The organism is Microbacterium sp. NPDC056569 (genome assembly GCF_042793475.1).
GTDB lineage: Bacteria > Actinomycetota > Actinomycetes > Actinomycetales > Microbacteriaceae > Microbacterium.
In genome coordinates this window covers 100,267-111,348 of record NZ_JBHTUV010000014.1, presented here as the reverse complement: position 1 = coordinate 111,348, position 11,082 = coordinate 100,267, and the positions used below count along the sequence as shown (strand labels likewise).

The following is an 11,082-nucleotide window of genomic DNA, read 5'->3' as shown; positions in this document are numbered from 1 at the left end:
CACCCCCACGTCGAATCCACCCCACATCCCGGGCGTGTCGCACCCCCACAACCCCGCAAACACGCGGAACCAGCCCCCAACCCGCGCGCTAGCGTCCTCGGCCGCGCGATGCCCCGCTCATTCCTCGATCGCGCGAGCGATCTCCGCGAGCGCGAGACGATCCGACGCTCCGCACTTCGCCAGCAGGGTCGAGACGACGTTCGCGACGGTCTTCCCCGCGATCCCCAGGCGTTCGGCGATCTGCGCGTTCGTCAGCCCGCGCGACACCAGAGCGAGCACGTCGCGTTCCCGCCCGGTGAGAGCGAACGCATCCGCCGCGGGACTGGTGCGGATCGCAGCATCCGTCACGCGTGCGATGCCCGAGCCCAGCACCGTCGCCCCTTCCAGAGCGGCCGCCAGTGCCGCGAGGATCTCGGCCGGCGTCGCATCCTTGACCACGTACCCCGCTGCCCCCGCGGCGAGGGCCCGGCGCACCGATCCGTCGTCGTCGAACATCGTCACCACGACGACGCGGGTGTGCGGGCTCTCTCCGACGATGCGCGCGGTCGCATCGATCCCCGAGCCGTCGGGCAGCCCGAGATCCATCAGCACAGCATCCGGAGCCGACTGGCGCACCCGTCCGACGGCCTCCGCAGCGCTGCCCGCCTCGCCGACGACGTCGTAGCCGGAGGCCTCCAGAAGCGAGACGATCCCCCTCCGGTAGACCGGGTGGTCGTCAACGACCAGCACACGCGTCATGGCACGGCCACCGTTCCGTCCGGCGCCGCCTCGCGCCCGCCGGCGCTCGCGCCGAGCGGCAGCCGCACGTGCACCAGAGTGCCGCCGGCGCGAGCGGTCGAGATGCGGAACTCGCCTCCGAGCTCCTCCGCGCGCTCGCGCATCGAGCGAAGGCCGACCCCTTCGCGGCGGCGCGTCGGCAGGCCGACGCCGTCATCCGTCACGGCGACGACGAGATCGCGGCGATCCCTCACGAGCCGGACGGTGCACACTGTCGCCGCGGCGTGCCGCCGCGTGTTCATGACCGCCTCTTGGACGATCCGGAGGGCGGCCAGCTCGACGGCGGCGGGCAGTTCGAGTCTCTCTCCGGGCGCCTCGAGCCGTACAGCCGGCACCGCCTCGGAGGTCACCACCCGGTCCTCGATGGCCGCGATCAGCCCGCGGTCGTCGAGGACCGGCGGGCGAAGGTCGTACGCGACGTCCCGCAGCTGGCGCGTCGCGGAGTGGAGTCCGCTCACGAGCTCGGCAGCGGCCTTCCTCGCGCGGTCGTCACCGGCACGGGCGAGGGCCTCGACGGCCGCCGCCGACAGCCCCAGCCCCGCGAATGTCGGCGCGAGCTCGTCGTGGAGGTCGCGCCGGAGTCGCTTGCGCTCCTCCTCCCGCGCATGTACGACCCGCGTACGCGCGTCGATCAGCTCCCCCATGACACGGGCCCCGTGCAACGCCGGCGCCGCCTGCCGGCACACCTGTTCGATCACCGCGCGATCCTGCGCCGTGAGCTGACGGTCACCCCTGCGGGGTGCGACGTCGAGTGTCGCCAGCAGCTCGCCCTGGTAGCGCACGGGGAACGAGGCGGTCGCGCCGGCGGTGGCCAGGTCCCCTGTCGTGGCCTCCAGGAGCGGGTTCCCGCGCAGGGCCGCGCCGCCGAGCCCCAGCGCCTCGGTCACGGTGGCGACGATCGCCGCCGGCACCTGTCGGGGATCCAGGGATGCCTCGAGCCGGCCGCCGAGCTCCTCCAGTGTCCGCAGCGCATCCGCGCGCCGGCCGTACACCACGAGATCGGCGAGCCGCCGGGTGCCGAGGGCAGCCGGGACCGCGACGATGCTCGTGACGATCGCCGTCGTCCAGGCACGGGCGGTGGGTGGGAGCCCCGTCATCGCCTGGGCCAACGCCCACGCGAGCGTCGTGATCGCGAGGGCCCACAGTCCCCAGTGGAGGACGAATCGCAGCATCCGGTCCACCCGCACGATCCGAGGTGCGAGCAACCCGATCGCGAACGCGGGTGCGGGGATCGCGAGCAGCAGGTTCGCGAACCACGTCGCATCGTACGGAACCGCGCCCGCCGCCGCGGCGATGGACCACAGCGTGAACGCGAGGATCATCACGATGAGCCCCAGAAGCGGCCACTGCACTCGTTCGCGCCCGTCCACCGAGGAGCGCGAGAGGTACCGGTGCAGCTGGCCGCCGAACAGCAGGATTCCCCAGGTCAGCGCGAAGTGCGCGGGCCACCACGCCTGCTGCTCCCACGTCAGTCCGCTGATCAGGTTGCCCACCTGGATCGCGATCTCCGCGGCCGCCGGAACCAGGATCCAGCGCGGCACCGGACGGCCGTCCGGGTAGATCGCCAGCAGCAGGACGAGGCTCGCCTGGACGGCCGCGACCGCCAGCCTCGCGAACAGGGCCTCTGCGGTCGGATCCCAGGCGACCACCGCGGCTGCAGCCAGCAGGGCCGCGACCGTCGCACCCACGACGACGGGCACACGTCGGGCAGCCGCCCGCCACGCCACGAGCACGGCGAGCGGCCAGTTCACCACCTGGATCAGGATGGCGACCGCGAGGTCCATGGCGTCATCATGCCCCACCGGCCGAGGCCCCGACAGGCACGGCGGCGCCCGCTGGCTCGGGCATCCGCCGGGCGCGACGGAGCAGGATCACCCCGACGAGGACGAAGTCCGCCATGACGATCAGGAACCCGTACTGCGCGCCGAGCGCCACGAATCCCGCGAACGACGCGAGCGCGGCGATCCAGAGCAGCACCGACACGGTCTTGGAGATCCGGCGCGCGGCACCCACGGCGGCGATCGCGAGCCAGGGCACCGCCGCCGCGGCGAACAGGATCCCGCCACTGTGCACCCCGACGAAGAGTCCTTCGACGATCGCGCGTTCAGCCGCCGGATCCGCGCCGGCGCCCGCGATGTTGGCGTTGAGCAGGGAGGTGCGCTGCGCCATGCCGGAGGCGCCGCTCAGAAGCCATCCCGCCGTGGCGACAGCACCGAAGAGGGCCGACACGCGCGCGGGGATCCCGTCGGGACGCAGCGCCGAGGCCGCGAGTCCGACAGCCGCGACCCCCAGTGCGACTCCGCACAGGGTCCAGTTCACGAGGAAGACCGCCCCGCCCCAGTGGTCGGCGGCCATATCGGAGGCCAGCGGGTGCTCGGGGTAGTCCACGAGCACGACGTTGATCAGGGCGTTGATGGCGAAGGTGGCGAAGAAGGCGAGCCCGAAACCCAGGGTTCCCCATCCCGCCACACGCAGCGAAGTACGCATGAGAGTCCTTTCGACGGGGCACCCGGCGGGTGCCGCTGCCGTCAGGAAACCTGCAGGCGTTCCCGGGACGCCAGGGTCAGGCCTTCCCGGCCGCCCGGCGTCGGAGCAGCTGGACCACGACGCACAGCGCGACGGTGACCGCACCCCACACGGCGCAGGCCGGCGGAAGCACACGGTAGGCGAGATGAGCGACCGTGAACTCCGCATCGAGCGGGCCGAAGACGGCGAGCCCCCACAGCCACGCCGCGATCAGCGTCACCGGCAGCGACACCCACCACGCCCACCGGACCCACGGGGGCAGGACACAGGGAACGGATGCCTCGGGGTCGCGGCGCACCAGCCACACCAGCATCCAGATCCCGATGATCGCGAGCCCGATCGCACTGGAGCCGTGCTGCAGCCACTTGAAGCCCGGCAGGGGTCCCCAGTCGGACTCGAGTGCCGGGATCGCCGTCGTCCCCCATCGGCCTTCGTGGGTGAACAGATCCCACACGATGTGGGTGGCGACCCCGATCGCGAGCGAGAGGACGAGCAGCAGCATCCCGCTCCACGACACCCGCGCGGGCGATCCCGCGATCGCGAGCGTCTCCCGGAGGGCGCGGCCGGCGCCGGCGTCCCACTCCCCCGGCAGCCGCGCCGCCAGCCATCTCGGCGAGAGCTCGCGCACGGCCGGGCGCAGCACGAGCCGCCAGACCAGCAGCAGCACGAGCGCCAGCACGATCGTGGCGGGAAGCCACCCGAACGCGTGCGTCACGCCGTAGTGCAGCGGCAGCCCGCGGACGAACAAGGGCAGATCCGGTGCCATCGCACCGATCGCGATCGCCGCGGGCACCAGTGGCGTGCGCACGAACGGCAGCGCGACGACGGCGTGGCTCGGCGTGAACGGCATCGGTCAGCCGTCCATTCGCAGGGCCACGCCGCTCGTCATGCGGCGTCAGCCGACGAACACGCCCGCAAGCGTCTTCTTGCCGCGCCGGAGCACCGAGACGCCGCCGGGCAGTCCACCCGACACGGTCGCCGACTCGTCGTCGACCTTCGCGCCGTCGAGCGAGACCCCGCCCTGGGCGATCGCCCGCCGACCCTCCGACAGACTCGAGACGAGGCCGGTGTCGACGAGCGCCTGCACGACGCTTGTGCCGGCGGCGACAGTGGCGTTGGGCAGCTCCTCGAGCGCGTGGCGCAGCGTGGTCGCGTCGAGCGCGGTGAGGTCGCCTTGGCCGAAGAGAGCCTCGGACGCCGCGATCACGGCGGCGGCAGCATCCGTCCCGTGCACGAAAGCCGTGACCTCGAGAGCCAGGCGCTTCTGCGCGGCGCGCCGGAACGGCTCGTCGGCGACGAGGCGCTCGTACTCCTCGATCTCGGCGCGCGTCAGGAACGTGAAGATCTTCAGGCGCTGGATCACGTCCGCGTCATCGGTGTTGAGCCAGAACTGGTACATCCGGTACGGGCTGCACATCGCGGCGTCGAGCCAGATCGCGTTGCCCTCGCTCTTGCCGAACTTCGTGCCGTCGCTGTTCGTGATCAGCGGCGTGCCGATCGCGTGCACCGAGACGCCCTCGACGCGGTGGATGAGGTCCGCGCCGCTGGTGAGGTTGCCCCACTGGTCGCTGCCGCCGGTCTGCAGCACGCAGCCGTACTGGCGGTAGAGCTCCAGGTAGTCCATGCCCTGCAGGATCTGGTAGCTGAACTCGGTGTAGCTGATGCCCGCCTCGGAGTTCAGGCGCGCCGCGACCGCGTCCTTCTTGAGCATCGTTCCGACGCGGTAGTGCTTGCCGATCTCGCGCAGGAAGTCGATCGCGCTCATCGGCGCGGTCCAGTCGAGGTTGTTGACGATGCGGGCGGCGTTGTCGCCGTCGAAGCTCAGGAACCGCTCGACCTGTGAGCGAAGGTAGCCGACCCATTCGGCCACCGTCTCGGGCGTGTTGAGGGTGCGCTCCGCCGACGGCCGCGGGTCGCCGACCAGGCCGGTCGAGCCGCCGACGAGTCCGAGCGGCTTGTGGCCGGCGAGCTGCAGGCGACGCATCGTGAGCAGCTGCACGAGGTTGCCGAGGTGCAGACTCGGCGCGGTCGGGTCGAAGCCGCAGTAATACGTGATCGGGTCCCCGGCGAGAAGGGCGCGCAGCGCCTCCTGATCGGTGGACACATGCACGAGCCCACGCCACACGATCTCGTCCCACACGTTCTCGAACGTCGGGTCGATCGCGGGCGCGGTCGCGCTCACGACGGTTTCAGACACGCCCGCCAGGCTATCAGCGACGGATGCCACGTCCCGTCCGCGCGACGGGCGCTCGAGGCTCGTACCGGCAGAGCGCCACCTACAGCCTCTGGACTTAATTTTGCCTACCTTTAGTTTGCAAGCTTGCTTCCCTGAAGCACCCAACCTAAACTTCTCACTACTTAAGCCCTCACGCATAAGGGATGACCTATGTTCGTGATCACCACCGACCAGCGCGACAGCCGCAGCGGCGCCGACCTCGTGCCGACTGCGCTGGCGTCCGTCCGCACCCACGGAGGCAACGGGCTCGCGCTCGCTCCCGAGCGCACCGCCGGCGATGAGGTGCAGGTGGCGGTCGCCGACGCCGATGCGCTGCTCGCGATCGTCCTCGACCTGACCCGCTCGGGGCAGTGGAGCGTGGGCGTCGGCGTCGGCGACGTCGAGTCACCGCTGCCCGACAGCGTCCGGGCTGCCCGCGGCGAGGCCTTCGTGAACGCGCGCGACGCGGTCGATCGAGCGAAGAAGGCCACCACGCGCGTCGCGATCACCGCACCGGAGGGCGAGGCCGACGCCGAGGCGCTCGTCCGCCTCCTGGTCGAACTGCGCGATCGGCGCACCGCCGAGGGCTGGGAGGTCTACGACCTGCTGGCCGAGGGGATCACGCAGCGCGAGGCAGCGGCGCGCCTCGGCATCTCGGAGGGAGCGGTCAGCCTCCGTGTGAAGGCAGCGGGGCTGCGGACCGAGGAAGCAGCGGTGCCCGCGCTCGTCCGCGTGCTCGCACGGCTGAGTCCGGGGCCCGTGCCAGACTGACGCCATGGTCTCCCCGGACGTGATCCTCGTCGCCGCGCTCACGATCTTCCTGTTCCTCGCGCTGTGCGGCGCGCTCGTGCTGGTGGTGATCAGCCTCCGCACGCCCACGACCATTCCGCTCGTCGTGGCGGGCGTGCTCGTCGTCCTGTGCCTGCTTGCGGTGACGGTCTCGCCGGTCAACGTGCCGCTCCTCCTCGGACTGGGCATCGCACTGCTCGGAACCGCCCTCAGCGTGCTCGGCGGCAACCCGGTCACCCGGCGCATCCTCGAGATCGCGAGCCACGGCCGTGTCGAAGAGGGAGACAACGGCGGCATCCTCCTGCGCGCCCCGGTGGCACCGGGCGGCGTCGCCGGCGAAGGCGCCGTGCGCGAGGTGATGCGTGGCGGCACCACGATCGGCTACCTCGAACGCGTGGCCGTCACGCTCGGCATCGTCGCGGGATTCCCCGAGGCGATCGCCGTGGTCGTCGCGCTCAAGGGCATCGGCCGCTTCTCGGAGCTCGCGACCGCCGAGGCGCGCGAGCGCTTCATCATCGGCACGCTCGCGAGTCTCGTGTGGGCGTGCGTCGTCGCGGGCCTGGTGCGCCTGGCGATCTGGTGATCGCCGCGCCGGCCGGCTAGAGACCGAGGGCGTGCGCGGCGTCCTGCACGCGCTGGACCAGCTCGGCGCGCTGCTCGGCGACCCGGACGGGGGCCGTGCCGCCGGCGCCGGTGCGGCTCGCGACCGAGCCCTCGACGCTCAGCACCTCGCGGACCTGGGGCGTGAGGTGCGACGAGACCGCGGCGAGCTGGGCGTCGGAGACCTCGTGCAGCTCGAGTCCGTTCTCCTCGCAGACGCGCACGAGGTGGCCTGAGATCTCGTGCGCGTCGCGGAACGGCACACCGCGCTTCACGAGCCACTCAGCGACGTCGGTCGCGAGCGAGAACCCCTGGGGCGCCAGCGCGGCCATGCGCTCGGTGTGGAACCGGAGCGTCGCGACCATGCCGGCGAACGCGGGCAGCACCGTCTCGAGGGTGCGCACCGAGTCGAACACCGGCTCCTTGTCCTCCTGCAGGTCGCGGTTGTACGCGAGCGGGAGCGCCTTCAGGGTCGCGAGGAGTCCGCTGAGGTTGCCGATGAGCCGGCCCGCCTTGCCGCGGGCGAGCTCGGCGATGTCGGGGTTCTTCTTCTGCGGCATGATGCTCGAGCCGGTCGAATAGCCGTCGTCGAGCGTCACGAAGCCGAACTCGCGCGTGTTCCAGAGGATGATCTCCTCGGCGAAGCGCGAGACGTCGATGCCGATCATCGCGGTGACGAAAGCGAACTCGGCGACCACGTCGCGCGAGGACGTGCCGTCCAGGGAGTTCTCGGCGGGACGGTCGAGCCCGAGCTCGCGCGCGACGAGCTGCGGGTCGAGTCCGAGCGTCGACCCCGCGAGCGCGCCCCCGCCGTACGGCGACACCGCCGCGCGCGCCGACCAGTCGCGCAGTCGCTCGAGGTCGCGCACCAGCGGCCACGCGTGAGCCTGCAGGTGGTGCGCGAGGAGCACGGGCTGCGCATGCTGGAGGTGGGTGCGGCCGGGCATGATCGCGTCGGGGTTCGCGTCGGCCTGCGCCACGAGCGCATCGACGAGGCGCAGGATCTCCCGCGCGATCGTGCGCGAGTGGTCGAGCAGATACATACGCACCAGCGTCGCGATCTGGTCGTTGCGACTGCGGCCGGCGCGCAGCTTGCCGCCCAGCTCGGCACCGACCACGCCGATGAGCGCCTGCTCGAGGGCTCCGTGGACGTCTTCATCGGATGCTGCGGGCCGCAGCGTGCCGTCGGTCACGCCTCGTGAGAGCTCGTCGAGGCCCGCATGCATCGCACGCTCTTCGTCGGGGGTGAGATAGCCCGCTGCGGCGAGCGCCTTGGCGTGGGCGTGCGAGCCGGCGATGTCGTAGAGCGCGAGATCCCAGTCGAAATGGGTCGATCGGCTCAGTTCGGCCAGCTCCGGGGACGGTCCCGTCGCGAAACGGGCTCCCCACAGTGCGCCTTCGTTGGTGCCGTCGCCCTTCGATTCACTCACTCGTCCAGCCTACCGACGCGCACCGGCCCCACCGTCGCTGTGTCAGCGAGGGTGCGGGCGGCGGGGCGCGCCTCCGTGGCGCTCACCGTGGTGCGCGTCGACTCGGCCCTACGCGCCGCGTCCGGCCACATTCACGACCTCAACGGCCAACCCGGTGCGCCGGTGCTGACCCGGAACCGGCTCGCTCCCGCATCGGGTCGGCCCTAGACGCCGCGTCCGCGGCTCACAGCGACCACAGCGGCCGACTCGAGCATGCGTCATCGCCCCCTCCACACCAGACCACGGTGGTTCGCCGTCCACAGATGCGTGCCGCCGCCGCCCGGCGCCACTCGGGCTCCTGAACGATGACGATGTGCCGCGCAAGCCCCGTCCTCTGCCCTCGTCGCTGGGCGACAGCTTCTCCGTCGCGAGCGCGAGGGGTGCGGGAGTCTCGTCGCGGCGGCTACGCAACAACGATCTCGACAAGCCGTTCCGGGGTGCTCGCGCTCGTACGCCCGAGCCGGAGCCATCGATGCCCGACGAGGGCGCCGCGGCGCGCGAGGCCAGGCTGCTCCGCGCCGCGATCCTGCGTCTGGCGCGCGCGTACAAGACGATCGCTCCCTCCCATGCCTTCCTGTGGTCGGTCACCGCGGCGGTGATCTGGAAGTTCCCGCTCCCCCTCCGTCTCCTGCGCGCGGAGCCGATATCGGGAACGGATGCTGCGACTTCGAGTTCCACCGGGACGGCAGCGGTGCGTCCGCGCCGCCTCGATGTCGGCGTGTTCCATCCGCACCGGTCGTCCAAGGCGGCCGGAGTGCGCGCGCGACAGTTCCGCGCGACAGTCACGGCCGTGACCCAGCGGGACGGCTTCCGGGTGACGGATGCCGCGACCACCTGGGCGCACCTCGCCGAGCTGCTCACGGTGGACGAGCTCATCGCCGTGGGAGACGCCATCGTGCGAGTCCCTCGAGCGCGCGGCATGCGACGCGGCAAGCCGTCCGATGCTCACGCGGGACTCGCCGACCTCGAAGCCGTCGCCGCCCAGCCGCGGCCGGGGGCGGCCAGACTCCGGGAGGCGCTGTCGTATGTCCGCGTGGGCAGCTCATCGGCTCGCGAGACCGAGATGCGGCTCGCGCTCACTCGCGCCGGCCTGCCAGAGCCCGAGCTCGACGTCGACGTGATCGCCTCGGACGGCACGCCGATCGGCTATACGGAGCTCGCGTATTCGAAGTATCGGGTGCTCATCGAGTACGAAGGCGATCACCACCGCAGTGACCCCGCGCAATGGGAGCGGGACATCGTCAAGCACGCGGCGTGCGCCGCCGAGGGGTGGGAGGTGGTCCGGATCACCTCGGCGCAGATGAAGCCCACTCCCGCGGTCGCCGTCTCGCGCGTCCGCGCGGCGCTCGTCCGCGCTGCCTGGGGCCGCTGATGATCACACCACGGTTGCGGACGACGTCGAGTCGGCCCTCCTTGCCGCAACCGGCGCATCGAACGACCAGAGCGGCCAACCCGACACTTGCTCGTGCCCCGGGAAGGAGCCCCGACACGCCACATCCCGTCGGCCCGCAGTGACGCCAAGCGATTCGCCGACGACCACAGCGGCCGACCCGGCCCGGTCAGCGGGAGCGGTCCCCCGGGACGGCGAAGCGCGACGCGCGGTCGAGCAGCGTCTCGAGAGGGCCGCGGCCGACGAGAAGCGCCCAGGCGGTGCAGAGCAGGATCGTGCCGATGGTGAGCGGCCAGAACGGCAGCAGCTCGCGGAACCCGGTGAGGTCCCCGACCCGATCGAGCACGGCGGCGGCGACGCCGGCCCACACCAGGAGCTGCAGCGTGTATGCGGTGAGCGGCATCGCCCCCACGGCGCGCAAGGGCAGCACGACCCAGACCAACACGGTCCGGCAGGCGAGCAGGGACGCGCCCAGCACGGCGAGCGCGAAGCCCCCCGACCCGACGACCTCCAGCAGGCCGGTCGAGTGGGGCCGCGCGGTCCACAGCGCGCCGAGGTACGACGCGGTCTCGGCTTCGGGGTCGGAACCGGTGGCGGCCCCGAGTCCGTAGCCGAGCACCGCGAGCGCGCTGCCGGCGACGACCAGCCACATCTGCACCCGCAGCGCCGTCACGCCGGCGCGGGCGACGCCGAGCCCGGCCACGACGAATGCGATCCACGTTGTGAACGGGTAGTGCCAGCCGAGCCCCAGCGACATCTCGGAGCCGAGCGCCGTGCTCCACACCGGGGCCGCGTCGAGGAGCACCTGCACGAAGGGCATGAGCAGCGCCAGCGCGCCGGCCAGCGGCAGCAGCACGCGCGCCGGCAGCGACGTCAACGGGAGCGCGAGGAGGAACATCAGGGCGTACGCGGGCAGGATCACGTACACCGGCACCTCGGTCGCGATGAGCAGGATGCCGAGCACCCACAGCAATCCGGCGCGCACCGCGAGCCGGCCGCGCGCTGTCGCCATCGCCGAGGCCGCGAACGGCGACCGGCCCCCGGTCGCGAGCCCGATCGAAACGCCGGCGAGCGTCGCGAACAGGATCGACGACCGGCCTGACACGACGGCGATCCACGTGGCCGGCTCGAACCAGTCGAAGGACTGGGTGATCCAGAGCAGGTGCGCGGCGAACATCCCGAGCACCGCGAGACCGCGCGCGAGGTCGACTCCGCCGATGCGGCCGGGACCGTTCAGGCGCTCCCACCGGGTGGCGAGCCAGCCGTCGGTGCGCGGCTCAGGGCGCTTCGTCTCGCTTCGCTCGCTCAACGACCGG

Annotated in this window: 10 protein-coding genes; 3 read left to right on the top strand and 7 right to left on the bottom strand. The window is 72.0% G+C overall.

Going from position 1 to position 11,082, the window contains the following annotated elements; genetic code table 11:
• Positions 1 to 117: 117 nt before the first annotated feature.
• The 5 genes from ACFQ7C_RS16465 to tyrS all read right to left on the bottom strand — a co-directional run bounded on the left by ACFQ7C_RS16465 (position 118) and on the right by tyrS (position 5,500).
• A complete protein-coding gene (locus ACFQ7C_RS16465; protein WP_378903555.1) occupies positions 118 to 738 on the bottom strand; it encodes a response regulator transcription factor in 621 nt (206 codons plus the stop codon).
• Positions 735 to 2,561: a sensor histidine kinase gene (locus ACFQ7C_RS16460; RefSeq protein WP_378903552.1), complete on the bottom strand. Its 1,827-nt coding sequence runs from the start codon at positions 2,559 to 2,561 to the stop codon at positions 735 to 737. Before ACFQ7C_RS16460 ends, ACFQ7C_RS16465 begins: the two co-directional genes overlap by 4 nt.
• A gap of 7 nt (positions 2,562 to 2,568) precedes the next feature.
• Positions 2,569 to 3,264 (bottom strand): hypothetical protein, encoded by a 696-nt coding sequence (locus tag ACFQ7C_RS16455; protein WP_378903549.1) that lies wholly within the window; start codon positions 3,262 to 3,264, stop codon positions 2,569 to 2,571.
• Between the two features lie 76 nt (positions 3,265 to 3,340).
• A complete protein-coding gene (locus tag ACFQ7C_RS16450) occupies positions 3,341 to 4,153 on the bottom strand; it encodes a DUF4184 family protein (protein ID WP_378903546.1) in 813 nt (270 codons plus the stop codon).
• 45 nt (positions 4,154 to 4,198) lie between these two features.
• Positions 4,199 to 5,500, bottom strand: a complete 1,302-nt coding sequence (tyrS, locus tag ACFQ7C_RS16445; RefSeq protein ID WP_378903543.1) for a tyrosine--tRNA ligase — start codon at positions 5,498 to 5,500, stop codon at positions 4,199 to 4,201.
• A gap of 189 nt (positions 5,501 to 5,689) precedes the next feature.
• On the opposite strand from tyrS, the gene ACFQ7C_RS16440 reads away from it, so the two are divergent.
• Both ACFQ7C_RS16440 and ACFQ7C_RS16435 read left to right on the top strand, forming a co-directional pair.
• Positions 5,690 to 6,289 carry a DNA-binding protein gene (locus ACFQ7C_RS16440; RefSeq protein WP_378903540.1) on the top strand — a complete coding sequence of 200 codons (600 nt, stop codon included), beginning with the start codon at positions 5,690 to 5,692 and terminating at the stop codon, positions 6,287 to 6,289.
• 4 nt (positions 6,290 to 6,293) lie between these two features.
• Positions 6,294 to 6,890: a hypothetical protein gene (locus ACFQ7C_RS16435; protein WP_378903537.1), complete on the top strand. Its 597-nt coding sequence runs from the start codon at positions 6,294 to 6,296 to the stop codon at positions 6,888 to 6,890.
• 16 nt (positions 6,891 to 6,906) lie between these two features.
• On the opposite strand, the gene argH is transcribed toward ACFQ7C_RS16435, so the two are convergent.
• The gene (gene argH, locus ACFQ7C_RS16430; protein ID WP_378903534.1) at positions 6,907 to 8,337 is read right to left on the bottom strand and encodes an argininosuccinate lyase; all 1,431 of its coding nucleotides are present in this window, start codon (positions 8,335 to 8,337) and stop codon (positions 6,907 to 6,909) included.
• Between the two features lie 511 nt (positions 8,338 to 8,848).
• Between argH and ACFQ7C_RS16425 the strand changes: the two genes are divergently transcribed.
• Positions 8,849 to 9,748 (top strand): hypothetical protein, encoded by a 900-nt coding sequence (locus tag ACFQ7C_RS16425; RefSeq protein ID WP_378903531.1) that lies wholly within the window; start codon positions 8,849 to 8,851, stop codon positions 9,746 to 9,748.
• A gap of 187 nt (positions 9,749 to 9,935) precedes the next feature.
• Here ACFQ7C_RS16425 and ACFQ7C_RS16420 read toward each other — a convergent pair whose 3' ends face one another.
• Positions 9,936 to 11,075, bottom strand: a complete 1,140-nt coding sequence (locus ACFQ7C_RS16420) for a heparan-alpha-glucosaminide N-acetyltransferase domain-containing protein (protein ID WP_378903528.1) — start codon at positions 11,073 to 11,075, stop codon at positions 9,936 to 9,938.
• Positions 11,076 to 11,082 lie beyond the last annotated feature (7 nt).

What these genes read in the sequence shown, in the direction of transcription:
- ACFQ7C_RS16465 (WP_378903555.1), bottom strand. Translation starts at nt 738, where the DNA reads ATGACGCGTGTGCTGGTCGTTGACGACCACCCGGTCTACCGGAGGGGG.
- ACFQ7C_RS16425 (WP_378903531.1), top strand. Translation starts at nt 8,849, where the DNA reads ATGCCCGACGAGGGCGCCGCGGCGCGCGAGGCCAGGCTGCTCCGCGCC.
- ACFQ7C_RS16440 (WP_378903540.1), top strand. Translation starts at nt 5,690, where the DNA reads ATGTTCGTGATCACCACCGACCAGCGCGACAGCCGCAGCGGCGCCGAC.
- ACFQ7C_RS16460 (WP_378903552.1), bottom strand. Translation starts at nt 2,561, where the DNA reads ATGGACCTCGCGGTCGCCATCCTGATCCAGGTGGTGAACTGGCCGCTC.
- ACFQ7C_RS16450 (WP_378903546.1), bottom strand. Translation starts at nt 4,153, where the DNA reads ATGCCGTTCACGCCGAGCCACGCCGTCGTCGCGCTGCCGTTCGTGCGC.
- ACFQ7C_RS16455 (WP_378903549.1), bottom strand. Translation starts at nt 3,264, where the DNA reads ATGCGTACTTCGCTGCGTGTGGCGGGATGGGGAACCCTGGGTTTCGGG.
- ACFQ7C_RS16435 (WP_378903537.1), top strand. Translation starts at nt 6,294, where the DNA reads ATGGTCTCCCCGGACGTGATCCTCGTCGCCGCGCTCACGATCTTCCTG.